We start from the raw sequence: 21839 nt of genomic DNA, 5'->3' as shown, positions 1-21839 counted from the left end.
GGTTAGGGCTTTAGTTCGAGAAAAGCCACCTGCCGTCCTGCTTCGCCTTTGCGGTGGGACCACAGCAGGTGGTTATCGCAAAAGGTGCAGGCCGCCAGCAGTTCAATCTGGGTAATGCCTAAGGCGGCTAGCTGTAGCCGGTTCACCTGCTTTAAATCAACCCGAGGCTTGCCACTGCTTTGCGTCTCTTGGTATTCTGCCAAGCTGGCGTGAGGAATGGTTTCCCCCACGGCATCCGCCACTTCTGTGGAAACCTCGTAACAGCAGCCGCCTATGGAGGGGCCAATGATTGCGATGATGCGATCGGGGCGGGCCTGATGCTGTTGAATCAGGGTTTGGGCCACTTTGGCGCTGATAGACTGTGCGGTGCCTCGCCAGCCCGCATGAATGACCGCCCCCACATGGCGTTGTGGCTCATACAAAATAATGGGCACACAATCGGCGACCTGTACCATGGCCGCCACTCCGGTTTCCGTTAAAATAATGGCATCCGTTTCCCGTTCGCAGGGGGCATCGTTCAGGCGGTGCTGGTCGGTGTGGGTTTGGCGGGGCAGGGTCAGGCGACTGGGGGATAGGCCCACCGTCTGGCAGACTTCTGCCCGGTTGGTTTTAGCGGCTTCCGCTGGGTAGGCCGCTCCGCCTAATGAGATGGGTTTTCCGGTAAATCCGTGGATCACCCGTTCGGCGTAGGCGCTGAGTTGCGTGGATTGATACAATACAAAAGGTTCGGTAAAAACAGGCGAGGCGGTTTTGGGCATGATGGCTTCCAGAATCCTTGTAAGGCGTATAGGGTCACTGTCTTTCATTATACTGGCTTCCCTGAGCCTGATGGTGAGTATCGGGCAAGCGGGAGAACCGCAACTGCTGCGGCTGGAAATTGAACCCACCAAGCAAATTTACTCAAGCCGAGAAGGCTTGGTGGTAAAGCTTACGTTTACCGCCAACGAAAAAACCAAGCTCTGTTTGGCCAAAGATATTCTGAGCCAGATGCAGGTGTCCATCTCTCGTCCGGGGCAAGGAAAGCTGGCCTTACAGCCTTTGATTATTCAGGACAACAGTAAAATTTTTCACGAGCCCATGAAAGTACAGTGGCTGGAAAGCGGTCAGCGTGTTACCTTGCGGGCCAATTTAAAGCGTTACCGGTTTGTGAATACCGCCCAGTGGACCCCCGGTGAATACAATGTAAACGCAACTTTTAACCTGTGTGAGCAAACGCCCATGGAAGTGGTAACCGAACCCGGCGTGGAAATTCCCGTGAAGGCAGTGCAGCAGGGCTGGTTTATGATTATGATTTAGAGAAAGAAAGCGAGCGTGGGACGGATGAAGCAGGCACCAGACGCGATTTATATTATTACGGCCTCCCCCGCTCGGGCTGAGGCGCTGAAGCAAACCATTGTGTTGAGGGGGTTTGACGAGATTGTTTGCCTGTCTTTGGTAGAGGCGCTGCGGGCGTTTCCGCCAACGCCGCCTGCCTTGGTGATTGTGGACCCGGAAGGCGAAGTTCGCTCGTTGTTGGCTTTGATGGAATTGATACCGCAAGGGGTCAAGCGTTTAGTTTTGAGCGATGAATTTGATGAAGCCGTCTTTCTGGCCTGTCACGATGCCGGGGCCCGAGATTTTATGGTGAAGCCCGTGCCAGAGGCTTACCTGGTGTCCAGAGTTATTAGCACCTTGCAGGAATGTCGGCTGGAGCAAATTTCCGCTCAAAAAGATCAGATTTTAATTGAGATGGGGGTTATTTCTCCCCGCTCCGGACTGTTAACCACCCCGCACTTGCTCAAGCAGCTGAAACAAATGACGGAGGCGCTATCGGCCAACGCCTCCGATGGGGCGTTGAGTTTATTAATAGTGGAGCTGGAGGGTTGCCAAAACACCAACTCTGAAACTGCTGAAGCGGCCTTGATGGCTCAAGTGGGCGCTTTGTTGAAGGATTCCGCCCGTGGGTTGGACTGGGTGGGTGAATATTTTATGGACAAGTACGCCATTGTGCTGCCTCAAACTGGCAAACGGGGGGCCACGGCTTTGGGAAGACGACTGCTTGAGCGTTTTTCGGATCTTTCATTTCTCAATGCGGAAGGTTCCATGCAAAAGTTGCGGGTTCGTATCGGGATTGCCGAATATAGCGGATGTCGCCATTACGAGGATTTATTGAGTCAGGCACTTCAGCAATTGCAGTTGGCACCCGGTGAGAATCCGGGTTCGTTAAAGCCGGTTTGAGCGGGATGATAGTGCTTGTTGTGGTTCGGCCCTTTATTTTTGTTTGGGGTGTAAAGCTGAACCGGCTCGGGGTATGATAGAAGTGTGAAGGGCCAAGGGGGTCGTCTCATTTAATTGGTTCGTGACTATCCAGCACGGGTTTTTATAAAACGGTTGGAACCGTGGAGAGGGAAAATATGCGTAATCATGCTTCACTGTGGGAAGGTGCCATTCAGCCTCACATCCAGACAGAATTACCGGGCCCAAAAACGAAGGCCTTGATTGAAAAAGACAGTCACTACCTGTCGCCCTCCTATACCCGAGGCTATCCTTTGTCCATTAAGCGTGGCTATGGGGCCATGGTGGTGGATATGGATGATAATTTATTTCTGGATTATTGCGCAGGCATTGCGGTTTGCTCCACCGGGCATTCTCACCCGGCGGTGGTGCAAACCATTCAGGAACAATCAGCGCAATTTTTGCACATGTCGGGCACCGATTTTTATTACACCGTAATGGCTGAATTGGCTGAAAAATTAGCCACCACCACACCCGGTACCCCGGATAAAAAGGTTTTTTTCGGTAATTCCGGCACAGAAGCCAATGAGGCGGCCTTGAAATTGGCCCGTTATCACACCGGGCGTAAAGGGTATATTTCTTTTTACCGTAGCTTTCATGGCCGTACGTTTGGTTCTATGTCGGTTAGCGCCAGCAAATCGGTGCAGCGCAAGCACTTTATGCCTTTGGTACCGGGGGTGTTTCATGCCCATTACCCTTACTTTTACCGGGATATTTTTAAAAGCGAAACGCCGGAAGCCTGCGCCGAAGCCTGCCTGAATTACATTGAAGATTATATTTTCAAGCTGTTAACCCCACCGGATGAAATAGCCGCTTTTATTGTAGAGCCCATTCAGGGAGAAGGGGGCTATGTGACCCCGCCGCCTTCTTTTATACTGGGTTTGCAAGCGCTGGCCCGCAAGCATGGCATTTTAATCATTGCCGATGAGGTACAGGCGGGCATGGGACGCACCGGCCACCTGTGGGCTTCTCAACTGTATCCGGGGTTTGAGCCGGATATTCTCACCAGCGCCAAGGGGCTGGCCTCCGGTATGCCCTTGGGGGCTTGTGTGGCCCGATCGGATGTGATGAACTGGGAGCCGGGTAGCCATGCCACCACCTTTGGAGGCAATCCGGTGAGTTGTGCCGCTGCCCTGAAAACCTTTGAGCTGGTGGAAAACGGCTTGTTGGACAATGTGCGGGTGCAAGGCCCTTACCTGAAGGCCCGTTTGCAAGCGCTGGCCGATCGTTATGATGTGATTGGCGAGGTGCGGGGCGAAGGGCTGATGCTGGGCATTGAGATTGTAGAATCCAAGGTCAGCAAAAAGAAGGCCCCCGACTTGCGAAACCGGATTGTGGACGACTGCTTTTATCACGGCCTGTTGATTTTGGGCTGTGGAGAAAATTCCATTCGTTTTAGCCCCCCCTTGGTGATTTGTGAGGAGCAAACCGACAGTGCCGTTCGGATTTTAGAAACCGTGTTGCAGCAGTTGCACTGAGTTTACTTAGGGCGCATTCCCTTGTGGCGTGCCTTGCGAGACAGAAGCTGCTCAAGGCTTGTGTTTGCGTTTGGAATTTTTTCAAGGCATCAAGTTGGCTGGCTTGGGTTTAATAAAGCACAGCCAAATTCACGGGTTTATCAACAATGCTCGCTCGCCCAATGGTTTCCAACTTATTGAGCTTACCCGCCACGCCACTCATCAGGCGGTTGCCAGCTGCTGACCAAAGCGGTAGGGTGTCGTCTTTTTTCAGGGAAAATGCCGCCGATTTTACGACTTTTGGGGGCCATTTCAAATTGGGAGAATCCCAGAAAAGTTTTTGGGCCACCGTAAACCGGGCTGCTTTTGGCGAAAAAGGCTCAGGCTGGCTGCGTAAAGCAGTGGGCGTTATCATTTATCCCTATCACCTGCTGAAGTACGCTGTTTTGTGGATACGGGGCAAAAAAGAGGGCTTTAAAGCTCTGCACCCCTTGGCCAAAGAAAGTCAGGCGCAAATCATGGCCCGTATCGAATCACTCAATCGGCGGATTACTTCCCCGGATTTACGATTTAACTTTTCAGGCCAAGAGGTACAGAAGGCGGGGCTTTCTAAAAATCAGTTACTCAAACTCTACGATTCGCTGGTGGGGGCTGAAGGCTTAATAAGCGCCAAAACCTGGAAAACAACGGCAGAGGGCTTGGAAAAGTTTTTAGCGGCCAACGGCAAAAACAATGGTCACAGTTGCGCCAATATTTCATTTACGCACAGCCAAAAACTAGCCAACGGCGCGCCGGTCCACTGTCGAAAAATTCCAGAGGCATTGGTTCGCTTCCATGATGACTTCAATCTAATGTTTTTGCACTCTCCAGAGCTGGAGGCGGCGAACGCCTTGGATTACGAAGCCTTATTGGCGAAGGGTGGCAAAAAATTGCTGGATAGTTTTAAAATTCGAGATCAGATACATGCTGTGCAAGGCACGGAGGCCATTGAAAAAGCATTGGCCCAACCCGGTTCGCAGGCGTTTTTGTTTGACTTGGTGGGGAAAGACAAGGGCCATGTGACTTTGGCGGTGAATCTGAAGGGCCGTATTTATCACATTGATAACTTTAGCCACAAAAGCGCGGGTGTTTCTGATTTAAAAACCTGGTTTGAACAAAAAAATCCTGATCAGCTTTGGTATGGTCTTTGCAAAGAGCCGGTGCATCCCGCCTTTGCCCAGCCTTAGGCTTTTGAGGGCAACTGGGGTAAAATGAGGTCACTTCAATCAGAAAGGTGGCCAATTATGGGCGTTGTGGAGCGATTTCAGGCAATTGTGCCAATTGATAACCCCTCTGGGCGAGAAGAGGCCATGCGGGACACCATTGAAACCGCGCTGCGCTCATTGGGCCTGACGGATTTAACCGTGGATGCGGTTGGTAACTTATTTGCGCGGGTTCCGGGGAATGCGGATAAAGAGACCATTATGCTGTCTGCCCATATGGACAGCGTGCCGCCTTGCGAGGGTATTTGGCCGGTGCTGGATACCCGATCCGGGCGACCCATTATTCGCTCTGAAGGCCGCACCATTTTGGGAGCCGATGACAAATCGGGTATCGCTGTGGCTCTGGAGGTGGTGGAAAAGCTGGCTCAACAAGGGTTTAAAAATAACCATCCGCTCGAACTGTTTTTTTCTACAGGCGAGGAAGTGGGCTTAACCGGGGCCAAAGGCTTTGACATGGGTCAGGTTCAGGCGGAATATTGCTATGTACTGGACGGGGAAGGCCGAGTGGGCCTGATTTTCAACGCTGGCCCCTCTCAGGAGAACATCCAGATTGAATGTGTGGGCAAGGCTTCTCATGCCGGGATTGCCCCGGAGGCGGGGGTTAGCGCCATTCAAATGGGAGCGGCCTTGTGCGCTCAGTTGCCCAACGGCAGGCTGGCCCCGGACTTAACCTGTAATATAGGGGTCATTCAGGGGGGCAATGCCATGAATATCGTGGCTCCTTCCTTGAGTATTCGGGGAGAAATGCGTAGCCACGATGAAAGCAAGCTGGCAGGGTTGTTGCAAACCTATCAGGCATTCTGTATGGGCGTGCAGGAGCGTTTTGCGGGTGGAGCCGTTGAGTTGCAGCACGTGCGCCGCTACGACCATTTTTATGTATCGCCCGACGATAAAGTCATTCAAAGGGCCATGCTGGAAAGTGAAGCCCTGAATTTGAAGCCTCAGTTGGCACCCATGAACATTGGTTCCGATGCTCATATCTTGAACCACAGTGGCTTGCCTACCGTGGTATTGGGCATGGGCTTCCATTACTCGCACAGTTTGGGTGAGTTTATTTACTGCGAGGAGCTGGAAAAGGTTTGCCAGCTGGTAGAACGTCTGGTGGCATGATGAGCGTTCTACTTCAGGTTCAAACCGATTTGCTTGCTGAAAATGTCTATCGAATTTGCCTGGGTGAACCCGATGGTTTTATCGCTTTTAATCATTTTTTAATTGTGGATGAATGCCCTACTTTAATTCACTTGGGACATCAGCAAACATTTGATGCCTTATGGGCTGCGGTCCGTGACATCATGGACCCTTCCACCTTACGCTATTTGGCTTTTTCGCACTATGAGGCGGATGAGTGTGGGGCATTAAATCAGTGGTTGAAAATGGCGCCAGCGGCTGAGGCTTTGGTCGGAAAAATCTGTGCTTCTTCTCTCCAGGATTTTGCACAAAGATCCCCTCGAGTGCTCAAAGATCAAGAGACGGTTCAGCTTGGTGTGGACCAATTAAGATTGCTGGAAACGCCTCACTTCCCCCACAACTGGGACGCTTGCCTTTTTTATCTGACTGAAAAACGCATTTTGTTTGGGTCTGATTTGGCCACTCAAAAAGGGTTTCAGCCGGTATTTGATCCGGCAGCGCCAGAGCAAGCCGCTTTGGCCCTGCAAGAGGCGATGACCTTTATGCCTTGGGGGCCGCATTTGGCCGCTGGTGTTCAAAAAATTTGCGCCTTGGATATTGAGATTCTGGCCAGCATGCACGGCTCCGCTTTGAACCGGGAGCAATCGCAGCGCTTTTTGGCTTCATTGCTGGAAGCTAATGACCGCTTGGGGCGGATGTTTTAATCTCCATTGCGCTATTGGATTCGGTTTTTTTATCTCTGATTGTCCCCTTCAAGTCTGCCTTGGCGTACAATGAAAGATGACTCTGAACCGCAATTGGTGTTTTTTATGCCTGTTTTTTCCCGCATTTCAAATCAGCGTTTTCAGTACCCTCCGCTCAGGCTGCTTGCTTTTCTGGGGTTATTGAGTGTTGTTGCGGTTGCCCTGCTTTCTCAGGCGGAGCCTGTGCCTGAGGAGAAGCCCCAAGCCGGTTTACCCACTACAGAACTGCGAATTGGGCCTAAAACATACCTGCTGGAAGTGGCGTCTACGCCTAAGCAAACCGAATTGGGCTTGATGTACCGCACGGTTTTGCCCCAAAATAGCGGCATGTTATTTCGCTTTGCGGAAACCCGCCCGGTGGCTTTTTGGATGAAAAATACCCGAATCCCGCTGGATATGCTGTTTGTGAAGTCCGGTAAAATTGTAAATATCGCCCATCAGGCTCAACCTTGCCATCAGGAACCGTGTCCGGTTTACCCATCGGGTTTACCCGTGGATATGGTGATTGAACTGCCGGGAGGCACTGCCCTGAAGGACCAGATTAAAGCGGGTTCCCTCATACAATTGACCGCCCACACCCCGTTGAAGCCCCCCCCTACCCAGAAAAACAGAGGCTTATGACTCCTTCCAATCAACCATTGGCCAAGCATTCGCAGGCCCATGTTACCGCCCCCCGTTTTTTGCTAGAGCGTTTTTTGGAAACCGACTGGTTCCATCAGTTTGTGCGGGGCTTTGAGGCCCGCTTGCACCATCGCTCAGCGGGCTCCCCAGAAGCGCATCTGGAGAATTTGTCCAACCCCTCCATCAAGGCCTTAACCATTGCGGCCACGTTTGAGCGCTTGAATCAGCCCTTAATTGTGGTTTGCCCCGATCCGCAAACCGCCGTCAAGTACGAGTTTGAGTTGAACCAGTTTTTAACTGAAAAAGTGGAGCGCTACCCGGCGGAAGATTTTTCGCCCTACGATTTATCGGTTTTTCCAGTGCAGGCTTTAAAAAGCCAATATCGCATCCTGAACCGGCTCAAGCAAAATGAACCGTTTGTATTGCTGGTTTCCGCCAAAAATTTGCTGCTGAAACACTTGTCCATTGAGGAGCTTGATGCTTATGCCATTAAGTTGCATCAGGGGCAGGTTATTTCGCCAGAAGCGGTGGTGGAACAATGTTTGGCCTTGGGCTATGTGCGCAGCAGCCTGATTATGGATCCGGGAGAATTTAGCAGCCGGGGCGACATTTTTGACTTGTATCCGGTGAATGGCGAGCCGGTGCGCATCGAGTTTTTCGGGGACACCATTGAGAACATTCGGGTGATTGATGTGGACAATCAGCGCTCCATTGAGCGGGTGCATGAGGTGATTGCCACCCCCCGCTCGGGCTTGGTGCTGAATGCCGAAAATCGAAAGCGCTTGCCAGAGCTGTTGCATCAGCGGCTTGGTGTGCAGAAAAAGCACTTGTCCAGCGTGGAGCTGGAAGGTTTGGAAATGACCCTGGAAAACCAGATCCAAGGGCTGGAGCAGTCGTTTTTGCCGGATGGCATTGATTATTACGCGCCCTTGTTGCATCAGGATTATAAAACGGTAATCGATTACCTGCCTGAAACCGCCATTGTGGTGATGGATGACTGGAACCTGCTGGAAAACAATTTGGGCGGGCTGTCGGATCGGCTGAATACCCAGGCCAAAGAGGGTGTTGAAAAAGGGCGTTTGCTGGATCTGGGCTTTCAATACCATTTATCGGATGGGGAGGCGTTGGGTCAGTTAAAAGAACGTGCCGCAGGCCGGTTATTTTTGGATACCTTGCCCATTGATGCGGACGGGCAAGTGCCCCAAAGCGCCGAGACGGACTGGCGTTCTCTGGATGCCACCGGGGCGGATCAATACAAGGCGGATATGCCCAAAGCCTGCGAGAATTTTTTGTTGTTGCGCCGCCAGCAGTACCAGATTTTTATTACCACCGATCACCCGCAGCGTGTTCTGGATGCCTGCAAGGAGTGGGATGTTCCCGCTGAGTACTGGACGGATGAGGGCATTGATCCCACCACCCTTCTCACTGAAAGCCGGGATGTCATTATTTCCAAAATAGGCCCGCAGGAAGGGTTTTATCTCCCCAACGAAAAAATTGCCCACTTTACGGATACCGAGCTTTATGGCCGTCGCCTGAAGCGGGTTATGGCCGCCAAAACCAAGCGCACCAAGCGAGAAGACATTGATGTCATTAGCTCCATCCACGATTTGCGGATGGGCGACTTTGTGGTGCACGCCAAGCACGGGATTGGTCAGTTTGTGGAGATGACCAGCATCAACATAGACGGCGAGAAGCGGGAGTACCTGAGCATTCAGTACGCCGCCAGCGACAAGCTGCATGTGCCCATTGACCAGTTAAACATGTTGTCCCGCTACCGGGGCGCTGGTGAGAAACCGCCCAAGCTCAGCAAAATGGGCGGGATTGAGTGGAGCAAGGTTAAGTCCAAGGTTAAAAAATCCATTCAGGTTATCGCCAAGGACTTGATGGCCCTGTATGCGGCTCGGGCCAAGGCCCGTGGGCATCAGTTCGAGCCAGATACGCCCTGGCAGGTGGAGATGGAAGAGGCGTTTCCCTACACGGAAACCCCGGATCAGTGGCAGGCCATTCAGGACACCAAGCAGGATATGGAGTCCGATAAGCCCATGGACCGCCTGATTTGCGGCGATGTAGGCTTTGGTAAAACAGAAGTGGCCATTCGGGCCATCTTCAAGTGTATTTTATCGGGTAAACAGGCGGCTGTTTTGGTGCCAACCACCATTTTGGCCCAGCAGCACTTTAACACGCTGGTGGAAAGGCTCTCTGCCTATCCTATGCGAGTGGGGCTACTCAGCCGGTTCCGTTCGGTTCAGGAGCAGAAGGAAGTGATCGCTCGCCTTGGCATTGGGGAATGCGATGTGGTGATAGGCACCCACCGCCTATTGCAGAAGGATATTAAGTTCAAAAATCTGGGCCTGGTTGTGGTGGATGAAGAACAGCGCTTTGGGGTGGCCCATAAAGAGAAAATGAAGCAGCTGAAAACCGAGGTGGATGTACTCACGCTTTCCGCCACGCCCATTCCCCGAACCTTGTACATGGCCCTTTCCGGCATTCGGGAAATGTCGGTAATCAACACCGCGCCCATTAACCGGGCGCCCATTAAAACCTTTGTAGGGCCTTATAACCCGGCTCAAATTCGCATGGCCATTTTGCAGGAAGTGGACCGGGGCGGGCAGGTGTATTTTATGCACAACCGGGTGCAGACCATTTACGCCAAGCTGGATGAATTGCAATCGCTGGTACCGGAAGTGCGCTTTGTGGTGGGTCACGGGCAAATGCCCGAGCGGGATTTGGAAAATGTAATGCTGGATTTCGCCCAGCATCAGTACGATGTACTGGTGTGTACCACCATTATTGAAAGTGGTCTGGATATTCCCAGTGCCAACACCATTATTCTGGACCGATCCGACCGGCTGGGGCTGGCCCAGTTGTATCAAATCCGGGGCCGGGTGGGCCGAAGCAATGTGCAGGCTTACGCATACTGCTATTACGACCCGGAGCGCAACTTAACCGAAGACGCCCGAGATCGGCTAAGGGCCATTCGAGAGTTCACCTCGCTGGGTAGCGGCTACCAAATTGCCTTGCGGGATTTGGAAATTCGGGGCGTGGGCAACGTGCTGGGTTCCGAGCAACACGGGCATATGGTGGCGGTGGGCTTCGATTTATACTGCCAGATGCTGGAAGAATCCATCCACGAGCTGCAAACTGGCGAAGTGGCCGAGGAGAAGGAACCGGCTATTATCGATATCAACGTAACCGCCCTGATTCCCGACAAATGGGTGGGCGATCGCGATGTGAAGCTGATGGAATACAAGCGGTTGGCCAGTGTGGACAGCGAATTGGCCATTGAAATCATTCAGGCCGAGTGGAAGGATCGCTTTGGCGATATTCCCAAGCAAACTCAAATGCTCATGAATCTGGTGCGCCTGCGGATTATGGCCACTGCGCTTAAAATCCCCATGGTGCGGGCCGATGATGAATCGTTACGCATTACGGTTCCCTACACCTTGCAGGAATGGTTGTTCTTGCAAAAGCAATTGCCGGTGGCCATTGGTCGCAAGGCCCGCTGGGTGCCGGGGGTGACTTCCAGGCAGGGCAGCCTGCCGGTATTGATCGTAAAACTACTGGGCATGACGGGCGACGATCAGGTGGACTTCCTGATGGAACTGCTCTCCCACCTGCTAAAAATTGTGAACGACACAGCCAAAGCGGGTTAATTCAGCCCAATCATTTATTTTCCTCTGTCTCAACAGCCCCGTTAAGCTTATTTCTTTGAGTCGCCCATGGCATCAATTGGAGATTGGGCGGTTTATTGCATGTAGGGGATGGTACTTAACTGAAATCACGGGGTGACATTATGTCTGCAAATGGAATTAAATCGGCCAATTCGGCAGTGAATTCAATTTTGGCGAAACACGGGACAGCCATTCAGGGAAATCAGAAGAAACTGATTGAAAAAAAGCGTGAGATATTATTAGACAGAATGCTCCGCAACGGAAAAATAACCGCTGAGCAGGCGGCCAAAATGCGAGCAAAACACAGCTAAGGTCTATTCTTTTTGGAGACGTGGAACAAGCCGCCTCTCCAAATGCGTCGGCTCATTTTTGGGAACATGATTGTTTCTTTGAAGTCACCATGTAGCATCATAGAAGCTCAGGCTTTGTTCTTCACTTGTTTTTTAGGGGCAACCTTATGGCTTTATTGGAAACGGTTAACACGGTTTTAGCAACCCAGGTCGCAGGAAATCTGCTGAGTGCCTGGCTGACTGGCTTGGTCGTGGCTACGGTCGCTTATCAGATTCTACGCTTCACACGCTCTTTTTTAAGCCGTCAACTCAACCGGGCTTATGGCCCTGTTTCGGATGAAAACTGGGGCATTACCCGTTTTTTGGGCGTGATTATTGGCTCTACCGGCAATTGGTTTTTGCTGGCCCTGTGTGTGTATTCGGGTTTTCAATTTGTGGAATTACCGGCCAAACAAGCGCATTTTGTAGATGCTTTGCCCTCTCTGGCCTTTTTCTTGCAATTGGCCTTTTGGGTGAAAAAAGGAGTGGAATACAAGCTAGGTCAGATAATATCCATTAAAAAAGATTTACGGGACCGCCAGCAATTTTCCACGGTTGCCACCCCGGTTAAATTTGTAATTTTATTTTTGCTTTGGTCCCTTATTTTATTGGCGGCGCTGGATAATTTAGGCGTCAATATCACCGCGCTAATCGCCGGTTTGGGGATTGGTGGTGTGGCGGTTGCCTTGGCGGTTCAAAGCACTCTGGGAGACTTGTTGGGCGCCCTAACCATCGCCTTTGACAAACCGTTTATCGTGGGCGATTTTATCGTGACCGGTACCTCCATGGGCACCATTGAAAAAATTGGCCTGAAAACCACACGGGTGCGTAGCTTGGGAGGGGAAGAGCTGATTTTCCCCAATCAGGATTTGCTGAGCTCACGGATTCAAAACTTTAAGCGCATGAAAGAACGCCGGATTGTATTTGGCTTTGGGGTGCTGTATCAAACGTCTGCCAGTCAACTGCGGCGCATTCCTGAAATTGTGAAAGATATTATTCTGGGGCTGGATAACTGCCGCTTTGATCGCGCTCATTTTTATAAATTCGGAGATTCTTCTTACGATTTTGAAGTGGTTTATTACGTGTTAAGTCCCGAGTACAACGATTATATGGATTGCCAGCAAATAATCAACCTGGCTTTGGTGGAGCGTCTGGAAGCGGAATCGGTCAGTTTTGCCTACCCCACCCGCACGGTTTATTTTCAATCGGAAGAAGACCCCCAGAAAGTCTCCGCATTCGCTTCCAGCCAAAATTAGAACGATTGGTCTGGTTCAGCGGGCGGTAGATTGCGGGGTTCTTCCGCAAAAGCCCAGATAGGCAATGAGCCAAAGGGCTGAAGCCACGCTAACCGCCAGCCTTGCAGTGGTGGGCACAGCCTGATTAAGAGATACCATGCCTTCAATAATGCCCGCAATTACCAAAAGTGGCACGCATCCGGCAATTAAAACAATGGCTTCCCTTGATTTTTCTCGTACGGCTTGCCAGCGTGGTAATTCGCCGGGAAACAGCAGGGCAAACCCAATCATCATGCCTGCCCCACCGGCGATAAAAATGGTGGTTAGCTCTATCACCCCATGGGCCATCATAAAGTTAATTAATTTCCAGCCGGTTCCGTGCTGAAAACAGACCTGTAAAGGCCCGCCAAAAGCGAATAAGCCATTATGGAATAACAGTAACAATGTGCCTACTCCAAAAAGGACTCCAAAGGCAAAGGCGTTAAAGGCAACCCGAATATTATTGGTCATTAAAAAGCTGGATTCAGACGGGTTGGCCTGCATGGTATCCGTCCACAATACGCCTTGATCCAGTTGCTCAATGACAGCTGGCGGCAGAAAAAAAGCTTCGGTTTTTGGGTTGTAATACACGGTTAGCATGGCAATGGCGGCTCCGGCGATAAACAGAAAAAAAGCCAGTCCAATCAATGCCGAGTTTTTGCGAAAACAGCGGGGAAAATCTTGTAAAAAAAACCGGGAAATTTCTCTCCAGCTGGCCGGTGGGCGTTCGTAAACCCGGCCATGGCAGCGTTGCACCAGATTATTCAGATAAGGCTCCAGATGCTGGGCTTCCGGCTGGCTTTGGGCACGAGACAAGTCATTGATGACACCCCGGTACAACTGCCCTAGCTCTCGAATGTCTTGCGGCGCTAAAAACGAGGTGGCGTGTCTGGATTTTTCCAGCAGCAACTCCAGCCTCTGCCATCGAGGCTCTTGATCTCTTAACCACCGCTTGTGTGACATCAAACTCCTGTGCCTGGCGGGTTGCCTTTCCCACCTTGTTTCCCTACCATAATTATAGCGGCGTTGCGGGCAAGTTGTCTCGTGGTCGGGAGGTTTATTTGGAAATCCGTTCAATTCATACCATTGAAACTGCCGAAAATATTCATATTAAAGTGGCTTTGGCAGGCATTGCCCCGCGCGTATGCGCCTTTTTGGCAGACGCTGCCTTAATGGGCGTATTAACGGGCTTGGTGATTGGCTTGTTTGCCCTATGGGCCTATGTGGCGGGTAATCAGCAAATTTCCAAAACCGGAACTCCTTTGGGGGTTTTTGTGGTTTTCTTTGGGTACCATTTGTTTCAGGAATGGTTGTGGAATGGCCGCACGGTTGGAAAATTGCTGTTTTCCATTCGGGTGGTTCGCAACAACGGACAGGCCCTTGGCTTTTGGGAATCGCTGGGTCGTAACTTATTACGCCTGCTGGATGTTTACGTATTCGGCATTGGCCTGCTGTGCATGATGTTTCATCCCGGTGAAAAGCGATTTGGCGATTTGGTGGGCGGCACCATTGTGATTAATGACGCTAAAATTCTTAAGCCCGCTTACCCCGTGGCCATGGGTGAGCCTTCTCCTCAATCGTCAGAGTTTTCTTCAATTGCCGGGTTTCGCTTAACTGCCGAGGAGGCGGAACTGCTAAAAGCCTATCAGGCTCGCCGGGATACACTGTTAAAACCCGCTCGGGCTCAATTGGTCGACCAGTTGGCTCAATATTTCAGCGAAAAATTGCATCATCCAATCACCAGCGAAGCCGATTTGGACGCGGTTTTGGTTGAGTATCAGCAGGGGCTGAACCAAAGTTTGGCTTAACGAAGGCGAAAGGCTTACTCCTCCAGCGTGGAGGTATCGCCTTCTGGCAAGCCCAGTTCTCTGGCTTTCAGCAGGCGGCGCATAATTTTTCCGCTGCGGGTTTTGGGCAAGCCACTCAGGAACTCAATTTCTCGGGGGTAGGCATGGGCAGCAAGCCGGGTTCGCACAAAGTTCTTGATTTCTTGTTCAAGGTGCAAAGAAGGCTCAAAACCTTGTTTTAAGGAAATAAACGCCTTTACAATTTCCAGTCGCTCGGCGTCTGGCTTACCGATAACACCCGCCTCCGCCACAGCGGGGTGTTCAATTAGGGCGCTTTCCACCTCAAAGGGTCCTACCAGATGTCCGGCGGTGTTGATGACATCATCGGACCTGCCAATAAACCAGTAGTAGCCTTCTTCATCCATTTTGGCCCTGTCACCGGTGATGTACCAGTTGTTTTTAAACTTGGAATGATACATCTCCTCTTTGTTCCAGTAAGTCTGAAACAGGGAGGGGGCTTGCGGACGAATGGCCAAATGTCCTTCCTGTCCAGCTGGCAGGAGTTGGAACTCGTCATCCAGAATGCCTGCGGTCACCCCCGGAAAGGGCTTGCCCATAGAGCCCGGTTTGACCGCCATGCACGGGTAGTTACAAATGTGCATGGCCCCGGTTTCGGTTTGCCACCAGGTATCATGAAACACATGCCCCAGCACTTTCTGACCCCACACCACGGCTTCCGGATTCAGCGGTTCGCCCACGCTGCACAAGTGGCGCAGTGATGAAAAATCATATTGGCTGGCCACTTCCTCGCCTGCTTTCATGAGCATGCGAATGGCGGTGGGGGCGGTGTACCACACGCTTACTTTATGCTCCTGAATCAGTTGGTACCAGTCTTCGGCCTTGAAAGGCCCTTCGTACACCAGCATGCTGGCACCCAAAGCCCACGGGCCAAACATGCCGTAAGAGGTACCGGTTACCCAGCCCGGATCGGCGGTACACCAGTACAAATCCTGTTCGGGCTTTAAATCCAGAATGTATTGGGTGGTGGCCGCATGGGCGATCACCGCCGCATGTCGATGCACGGCCCCCTTGGGTTTACCGGTGGTTCCCGAGGTGTAGTGGATAATAGAGTAGTCATCGGGGTCGGTATACGGTACTTCAAATTGGTCAGAGGCCTCGCTCATCAGCGTTTCGTAGCGAAGTTCGTGGCTTTTGAGCGGGTGGCCATAATCCTGATTTCGATCCACCAGAATGACCTGCCGAATGGCCGGGAGATCGGGCAAAACGCTGTCTAGTCGCTCTTTTAAATTGGGGCTGGTAATCACCATCACCGCCCCACTGTCTTCCAGACGATCCTTGATGGCTTCCGGGCCGAATGCCGAAAATAGGGGACCCACCACCGCCCCGGTTTTCAAGGCGCCAAACAGGGTGATGAAAATTTCGGGGATGCGTTCCAGATAAACAAACACCCGATCGCCTTTTTGAATGCCCAGGCTGGTTAATACATTGGCAAAGCGATTGGTTTGACGTTTTAAATCTTCAAACGTATAGGTTTCTTGCTGGCCGTGGGTGGCTTGCCAGATTAAAGCCTTGCGAAGCATGACCTCAGGGGCATGCCCGTCAATGCAAACAGTGGCTTTGTTAACGCCGTTTTTACGGGGCAAGTTCAGGTTTGATTTGGCCCAGTCGTCCCATTGGAATGATTGGTAGAGCTGGTCATAATCCTGCATATTGGGGGATTGCGCCCCTTTGTCTTTATGAATGACCGGATAGTGGAATGAATGATCGTCCGATGCTGGCATAAAGCCTGACCCCTCTCTTCTTTTTGAATGGCGACAATGAACGCCGGTTGGTTAACCAAAGATCCGCTCAAATCTCAAAATAGAGTTCGAACGGATAAGCCCCTCTGTGTCTTTCCTTTATTTTAGAGAATTTTACGAGGTTTGTTGAGTCTTTTTATCAAAAGGCTTGATTTCTACGCCTGCTTTTCAGACTATTGAATTTGGTTTCATTGGTCAAGTCAGCCTGTTTACCATTGTTCATTGCTGTTTCCCGGGTGCCATTGTGTTCCTGATTTTGGGGGGCGATGGGCTTGTTGTTTTTAAAATTACGCGCTGCAAATCTTTTGGGGTGGATTGAAAGTTTGAAACAATTTGTCAATAATTTGGCCCAGCATAACAAGCGATCGGTTGCTCAGCGATTTTTTGAAAAATTTGCACCATTCACAGCGCTGGGCTTTGTGATGGCCGCAGGGCAAATGCGGATTTGGATAGACGGGATGCCTGCATGAACATTCAGCGCCCTCAACCCACTCGCTTGCCTTTATCCAGTTCTGCCCCGCTGTTTGCGGGTAAAGCCAAGCGAGCGGAAAATCGAAACAATGCCTTTCCGCCCCCCAAGCCGTTGGCCGATAGTGTAGAACTCTCTTCCGTCACCACGGATGAGCAGGTGATTACCGCTGTCTCCCGGCAATCTCCGCTTCTGGCGAATTTATTAGAAGCCAGTCTGGAGCGGGCGAGCCAGGAAGGCTATGCGCAACTGGATTCCCCTTTCTTTTTAACTCAGGTGGTGGAAACCATTCGGCGCTCTCCTCCCCGCAGCGCTGCCAAGCGCAACCCTGCCCAATTGGAAGATCGCCGGTTGGTGATGTCCCTGATTCGGGGGCTGGTTGCCGGGGAGCCGTATACCCCTCAAGAGTGGATGACTGATTTTGAGCCCGCCATCCACAATTTTAAGTCTCAATTCCCCAGCCATTCGGTGGCGGCTGGCCAGCCAACGCCCAAGCTTCAGGCCGATTTTCGAAAGGCGCTTTTAGCAGCCCTGTCTAAGGTTCACGGTGAGGCTGATTTGCCGGAGATTCTGATTCAGGAAATTCGGGAGCAAGAAGCTCAAAAACCGGATGCATTATCGCCGCTGGCTACTTTTTTTAGCGCTTTTAATGCTTCATCACCGGCCTCTTCGCTTTCCCCGGTTGGTTTTGATGCATTGGCGCCCGAGGAAATCAGCGACAGCAGCAGTATGGAATCAGGCATGGTTGCTCGGGTTCAGGAACAATCACCCACCCTTGGTAAATGGTTTACGCCTCCTCATTATCGTCCGGGCGGCGAGATTGAATTTGCGCCCTTGCCTCAGGCCATGTCCAAGGGCATAGACGCTGCGCTCAGAATGGCCAATCATAAAAAAAACGGGGGAAACGCTCAAAAAAGCCCGCTTTCTTTTGAGCCATTCATTCCAGAATCTCTGCCGGTAAAGCTGGAGCGGAGTCAGGCGGTTAAGGTACTTGAGAATGCCCAGCGCAAGCTGCAAGGCTTGTGGAACCCGCAGTCCAATCAACGTTTAAGGCTGGCTTCAGAGGAAAGTAAGCGGCTCCTGTCCCGGTTTCTGGATGAGCCTGGGCGTTCCGATTATTCGCCTGATTCTTTTATGGCATTTTTACGAGCCTCGGAACCGGTGGATGGTGAAGGTCAATCCATTGAAGAAGTGAAGCGTGTTTTAGAGACACTTTTAGAAGAGGCCAATAATCAGAAAGCTTTGATGCTGGATCAGTTTGAAAAGGCCTGCCCTTCGGTGTTGAAACATGGCCAAAATCTGGTGAAGAAAGGGTTGAGTGGCGAATTGCCCGAGGTTTTGATGCGCCGGGATTTTACGGATCGTTTGCTGGCCATTATCGATAGCGGCGGCCGTAGAACCCATATGTTGCTGAAAGGCCCTGCGGGCGAGGGCAAAACTTTTTCGGCGTTGGGGCTGGCCCAGCGTATTGCCAATAACGATGTACCCAAAGCGTTGCGTAACGCACAAATGGTGCAGTTAAACCTGGCCAATTTGCAGGCGGAAAACACCTACCGGGGCGATTTTGATCGAAACGCCAAATCCATGTTTTCGGAGTTGAATCAGTACTTGAATCACCATCCCCACCCGGTGATTGTGTTTATGGATGACGCCCATTTAATGCTGAAATCAGATGGGGAGTTGAGTTGGCTGGATCGGCTAAAAGCTTCGGGGTTGCTGGAACGAAAAAATTTAACGTTGATTGGGGCCGTGACCCCCGCTGATTTGCGAAAAACCTTGCTGGATTCCGACCAGACGGTAGAAGACCGGTTTCATATCATTCCAATGCCAAAGTTTTCTGCCGATGAAACGTTGGTGATATTGGGGCGACAAGCCAGTCGGGTGGAAAAGCGAAATGGGGTAGAAATTCCGCCGGATATTTTAAAGAAAACCATGCGTTATGCGAATGCCAAGTGGCCCGAAAATGCCCTTCATCACGCCCTGGATGTCTTGAGTTTGTCGGCTTCCATTTCAAAAGGAAATTCTTTTGAGTTGGGGGCGCTGCAAGATCAATTACAACGCAAGGAGCTTTGGTTGCAAACGCTGTCGGAAAAAAAGGCGCTGAAAGGCCGCTTTGCCCTACAGTTAGAGCAAACCCGACAGGAAGCGGAACAGTTGCGTCTGGAAATTGAGCGTCGTTCAAAGCAGCGAGAAGCGGCCTCTACGGAAGCGGCATTGCCTGTGGTGGTTCAGGATGAACATCTTCGTGAGGCGATGGCCATTTTGACGGGTGAAAAAGTAGAGATGTTGACCCGCGAGGAAATGGCCAAACTTCGAAACGCTAAGGCCGTCTTGAGTCGCCATATTGTGGGCCAGCCAGAAGCGTTGGCTGCCATTGAACAGGCGCTTAAAAAAATCGCCATTCATCATAAAACCGGCGAGGGCAAAAACCGGCCTATCGTCAGTATGTTGTTACCCGGACCGACCGGGGTGGGAAAAACTGAGGCCACCAAGGTCATTGCCAAAGAATTTATGCACGGTAATATCATTCGGCTGGATATGTCTGATTATCAGGAAAAACACGCCGTGAGCCTGTTGACGGGCGCACCGCCCGGATATATAGGCTATGACAATGGTGGTTTGGTGGATTTGGTGCAAAAAAATCCCAAATCGGTGGTGGTGTTTGATGAAATTGAAAAGGCCCACCCTGATATTTTCAACATTTTATTGCAAATTCTGGAAGAGGGTGAATTGCGGAACAATCAGGGGCAGCCCATTAGTTTCCGCAATGCGGTGATTGCCTTGACCAGTAACCTCAATCATCAGGAATTAACGCAAACCATCCTCAAATACCGTCAAGGCCAAACGGGGCAAGATGCCGCCCTGGCCACCAGTCAGCTGGACAAAGCGGTTCGGCAACTGCTAACCGCAAATCCCAAGACGGGGCAAACCGGCTTTAGGCCCGAGCATTTGGGGCGTATTGATTATGTGATTCCCTTCAGCCCCTTAAGCCGCCAAAATATCTCTCAAATTCTGGATATTCAGCTGGCGGAAATGAATGAGAAGCCGGTTCTGAAAGATCAAAACTTGCGAATTGTCTTGTCCGACAGCGCTCGGCAGCGTTTGATCGCATTGGCCAGCGGCAGTCAACATCAAGATGAGGATGCCCCGTTGGCGGGGGGAGCCAGAGAGGTGCGCTCCAAGTTTGAGAGTCTGGTTTATGATCAGGTGATGAGTGAAATCGCTTTTGGGGCCTTGGATGAAGATGAAAATGCGGTGATTACCGTGGACTATGACCCTAAGCAGCCGGATTTCCAACTGAAAACAGCCCCTTTGCCCACCTTGAGCATCGGCAAAGAGCAGCCTGCTGAACATGGTTCTAAAACGCTGGCCAAAACGTTGGCTTTTGCTTGAAAAAGGGCGCTTTCCTGTTTTTTGTGGATGAACCCTCAGCCTTCTGCTGGAAATCGGTTAGAATAGTGCAATGAGCGCTAATCAAACCCAAGAAGAGAACCACACCCCAACCGGGAATGCCAAGCCCTTAATTCGGCTGGAAAAGGTGCGCAAACACTTCCCCATTCACAAGGGGTTTTTTAACCGCAAGGTGGGGGAAGTACAGGCGGTTACCGATATTGATCTCAACATTTACGCCGGTGAAACGTTGGGGGTGGTGGGAGAATCGGGTTGCGGCAAATCCACCTTGGGACGCAGCATTCTTCAATTGCTTCGGCCCACCAGTGGCCATGTTTTTCTGGATGACGTTGATTTGACGACCTTGAACAACAGCCAACTGCGCCCCTTGCGCCGGGATATGCAAATTGTATTTCAAAATCCGTATTCCAGTCTGGATCCTCGCATGACCATTGGAGATACGGTGGCAGAGCCTCTCAAGGTGCATAACCTGCATCGGGGCGCCGCTTTAACACAGCGGGTCGCTGAATTGCTGGATATGGTGGGTTTGCCTCGGGATGCCGTTCGGCGTTACCCCCATGAATTTTCCGGTGGACAACGCCAGCGGGTAGGCATTGCCCGGGCCATTGCCTTAAACCCTCGCTTTATTGTGGCGGATGAGCCGGTCAGCGCTCTGGATGTCTCTATTCAGGCCCAAATTTTGAACCTGATGGATGATTTGAAAAAAGAATTCAATCTCACTTACATGTTTATTGCCCATAACCTCAGCGTGGTGGAGTACATCAGTGACCGGGTGGCGGTTATGTATCTTGGTAAAATTGTGGAAGTGGCCCCAGCGGCCTCTTTATACAAAACACCGTTGCATCCTTATACCAAGGCGTTGCTTTCTTCCATTCCCATCCCCGATCCAACGGTTGATTTGAGCCAGCGGGTATTGTTGCAAGGCGATTTGCCCAGTCCTTCCAATCCACCCAGTGGGTGCCGTTTTCATACCCGTTGCCCTTATGTGATTGAAAAATGCAGGCAGGAAGTCCCTGAGGGGATTGAGTATTTGCCGGGTCACACGGCCTACTGCCACTTGGTGCCGGAAATTAATAATCTACCCACCTCACCCGCTTAGGGCGTTATAAAAACACAGTTGGGTTGCCTGTCGTTCTTGATGAGAGCGCTTGAATTTGAATTTCTGTAAAAACAACGCAAAACTTCTGTGAATTAAGCTCAAGTTTCCGGCGGCTCAGCCGATAGCTTTAATGCGCCGGTGTTACCAGCGAGCTTCCCAATTGATTGATAAGGAGTTTGTGTCTTGAAATCGCGTAATGGAAAATGGGGCGAGATTTTTAGCTTCGGTACCGATGATGATCCGGTTTTTGTGGACGAAGTGCTGGATTTTGAGGGCCAACAGGGCGATGGCATCCTGTTTCTGGAAGAAGCCCATCAGGCTTTGAACAAACTGAGCCAGAAAACCAACAATCGAGGCAAGCTGATGCGACAGCCCAGAAAAGCGGAAAGCTGGCATTAGTTTTAGGCGTAATACTGGTTGGCCTAAAAGTCTGAATCACCGGAAGGGAACCCACAGCGGTTCCCTTTTGGCGTGCCAATCTTCTTAAATTGGCC

At 51.2% G+C, this 21839-nt stretch carries 17 protein-coding genes; 14 read left to right on the top strand and 3 right to left on the bottom strand.

The genetic code is table 11. The features are described 5' to 3' along the window. Positions 1-2 precede the first annotated feature (2 nt). Entirely contained in the window at positions 3-758 is a 756-nt protein-coding gene (gene pgeF, locus ACEW81_RS07750) for a peptidoglycan editing factor PgeF (protein WP_373532396.1), read from the bottom strand. Here pgeF and ACEW81_RS07745 point away from each other — a divergent pair. From ACEW81_RS07745 to ACEW81_RS07705, 9 genes are all read left to right on the top strand, one after another. After that, complete coding sequence (locus tag ACEW81_RS07745) at positions 757-1296, top strand: hypothetical protein (protein ID WP_373532395.1); 540 nt, start codon at positions 757-759, stop codon at positions 1294-1296. The two genes, pgeF and ACEW81_RS07745, sit on opposite strands and share 2 nt — an antisense overlap. Positions 1297-1320: 24 nt before the next feature. Then, positions 1321-2217 carry a GGDEF domain-containing protein gene (locus tag ACEW81_RS07740; protein ID WP_373532495.1) on the top strand — a complete coding sequence of 299 codons (897 nt, stop codon included), beginning with the start codon at positions 1321-1323 and terminating at the stop codon, positions 2215-2217. Between the two features lie 176 nt (positions 2218-2393). Then, a complete protein-coding gene (locus ACEW81_RS07735; RefSeq protein WP_373532394.1) occupies positions 2394-3752 on the top strand; it encodes an acetyl ornithine aminotransferase family protein in 1359 nt (452 codons plus the stop codon). Between the two features lie 296 nt (positions 3753-4048). Further along, complete coding sequence (locus ACEW81_RS07730) at positions 4049-4957, top strand: hypothetical protein (protein WP_373532393.1); 909 nt, start codon at positions 4049-4051, stop codon at positions 4955-4957. Positions 4958-5014: 57 nt separating this feature from the next. Continuing rightward, a complete protein-coding gene (locus ACEW81_RS07725; RefSeq protein ID WP_373532392.1) occupies positions 5015-6103 on the top strand; it encodes a M20/M25/M40 family metallo-hydrolase in 1089 nt (362 codons plus the stop codon). Then, positions 6073-6825: an oxygen-binding di-iron domain-containing protein gene (locus ACEW81_RS07720; RefSeq protein ID WP_373532391.1), complete on the top strand. Its 753-nt coding sequence runs from the start codon at positions 6073-6075 to the stop codon at positions 6823-6825. The genes ACEW81_RS07725 and ACEW81_RS07720 overlap by 31 nt, the downstream gene beginning before the upstream one ends. A gap of 105 nt (positions 6826-6930) precedes the next feature. Further along, a complete protein-coding gene (locus ACEW81_RS07715) occupies positions 6931-7485 on the top strand; it encodes a DUF192 domain-containing protein (protein WP_373532390.1) in 555 nt (184 codons plus the stop codon). Continuing rightward, positions 7482-11138, top strand: coding sequence for a transcription-repair coupling factor (mfd, locus tag ACEW81_RS07710; protein WP_373532389.1), 3657 nt, complete (start codon positions 7482-7484; stop codon positions 11136-11138). The genes ACEW81_RS07715 and mfd overlap by 4 nt, the downstream gene beginning before the upstream one ends. Positions 11139-11613: 475 nt before the next feature. Continuing rightward, positions 11614-12741: a mechanosensitive ion channel family protein gene (locus tag ACEW81_RS07705; protein ID WP_373532388.1), complete on the top strand. Its 1128-nt coding sequence runs from the start codon at positions 11614-11616 to the stop codon at positions 12739-12741. A gap of 15 nt (positions 12742-12756) precedes the next feature. On the opposite strand, the gene ACEW81_RS07700 is transcribed toward ACEW81_RS07705, so the two are convergent. Beyond that, positions 12757-13722 carry a stage II sporulation protein M gene (locus ACEW81_RS07700; protein ID WP_373532387.1) on the bottom strand — a complete coding sequence of 322 codons (966 nt, stop codon included), beginning with the start codon at positions 13720-13722 and terminating at the stop codon, positions 12757-12759. A gap of 98 nt (positions 13723-13820) precedes the next feature. Here ACEW81_RS07700 and ACEW81_RS07695 point away from each other — a divergent pair, with 98 nt between their 5' ends. Beyond that, positions 13821-14567 carry an RDD family protein gene (locus tag ACEW81_RS07695; RefSeq protein WP_373532386.1) on the top strand — a complete coding sequence of 249 codons (747 nt, stop codon included), beginning with the start codon at positions 13821-13823 and terminating at the stop codon, positions 14565-14567. A 14-nt stretch (positions 14568-14581) separates the two neighbouring features. Here ACEW81_RS07695 and acsA read toward each other — a convergent pair whose 3' ends face one another. Further along, positions 14582-16348: an acetate--CoA ligase gene (acsA, locus tag ACEW81_RS07690; protein WP_373532385.1), complete on the bottom strand. Its 1767-nt coding sequence runs from the start codon at positions 16346-16348 to the stop codon at positions 14582-14584. A 290-nt stretch (positions 16349-16638) separates the two neighbouring features. Here acsA and ACEW81_RS07685 point away from each other — a divergent pair, with 290 nt between their 5' ends. The 4 genes from ACEW81_RS07685 to ACEW81_RS07670 all read left to right on the top strand — a co-directional run bounded on the left by ACEW81_RS07685 (position 16639) and on the right by ACEW81_RS07670 (position 21744). Further along, positions 16639-16836, top strand: a complete 198-nt coding sequence (locus tag ACEW81_RS07685; RefSeq protein ID WP_373532384.1) for a hypothetical protein — start codon at positions 16639-16641, stop codon at positions 16834-16836. Then, complete coding sequence (locus ACEW81_RS07680; protein WP_373532383.1) at positions 16833-20228, top strand: AAA family ATPase; 3396 nt, start codon at positions 16833-16835, stop codon at positions 20226-20228. The genes ACEW81_RS07685 and ACEW81_RS07680 overlap by 4 nt, the downstream gene beginning before the upstream one ends. 70 nt (positions 20229-20298) lie before the next feature. Next, positions 20299-21345 carry an ABC transporter ATP-binding protein gene (locus ACEW81_RS07675; protein WP_373532382.1) on the top strand — a complete coding sequence of 349 codons (1047 nt, stop codon included), beginning with the start codon at positions 20299-20301 and terminating at the stop codon, positions 21343-21345. Between the two features lie 183 nt (positions 21346-21528). Further along, entirely contained in the window at positions 21529-21744 is a 216-nt protein-coding gene (locus ACEW81_RS07670; RefSeq protein ID WP_373532381.1) for a hypothetical protein, read from the top strand. Positions 21745-21839 lie beyond the last annotated feature (95 nt).

The organism is Vampirovibrio sp. (assembly GCF_041737375.1).
Classification (GTDB): Bacteria; Cyanobacteriota; Vampirovibrionia; order Vampirovibrionales; family Vampirovibrionaceae; genus Vampirovibrio.
Note: the sequence above shows the minus strand (reverse complement) of the source record. Positions and strands in the feature narration are given on the sequence as shown.

Excerpts from the sequence above, each read along its gene's own strand:
- ACEW81_RS07725 (WP_373532392.1), top strand. The coding sequence starts at position 5,015 with ATGGGCGTTGTGGAGCGATTTCAGGCAATTGTGCCAATTGATAACCCC.
- acsA (WP_373532385.1), bottom strand. The coding sequence starts at position 16,348 with ATGCCAGCATCGGACGATCATTCATTCCACTATCCGGTCATTCATAAA.
- ACEW81_RS07675 (WP_373532382.1), top strand. The coding sequence starts at position 20,299 with ATGAGCGCTAATCAAACCCAAGAAGAGAACCACACCCCAACCGGGAAT.
- mfd (WP_373532389.1), top strand. The coding sequence starts at position 7,482 with ATGACTCCTTCCAATCAACCATTGGCCAAGCATTCGCAGGCCCATGTT.
- ACEW81_RS07745 (WP_373532395.1), top strand. The coding sequence starts at position 757 with ATGATGGCTTCCAGAATCCTTGTAAGGCGTATAGGGTCACTGTCTTTC.
- ACEW81_RS07705 (WP_373532388.1), top strand. The coding sequence starts at position 11,614 with ATGGCTTTATTGGAAACGGTTAACACGGTTTTAGCAACCCAGGTCGCA.
- ACEW81_RS07700 (WP_373532387.1), bottom strand. The coding sequence starts at position 13,722 with ATGTCACACAAGCGGTGGTTAAGAGATCAAGAGCCTCGATGGCAGAGG.
- ACEW81_RS07715 (WP_373532390.1), top strand. The coding sequence starts at position 6,931 with ATGCCTGTTTTTTCCCGCATTTCAAATCAGCGTTTTCAGTACCCTCCG.
- ACEW81_RS07735 (WP_373532394.1), top strand. The coding sequence starts at position 2,394 with ATGCGTAATCATGCTTCACTGTGGGAAGGTGCCATTCAGCCTCACATC.
- pgeF (WP_373532396.1), bottom strand. The coding sequence starts at position 758 with ATGCCCAAAACCGCCTCGCCTGTTTTTACCGAACCTTTTGTATTGTAT.
- ACEW81_RS07680 (WP_373532383.1), top strand. The coding sequence starts at position 16,833 with ATGAACATTCAGCGCCCTCAACCCACTCGCTTGCCTTTATCCAGTTCT.
- ACEW81_RS07740 (WP_373532495.1), top strand. The coding sequence starts at position 1,321 with ATGAAGCAGGCACCAGACGCGATTTATATTATTACGGCCTCCCCCGCT.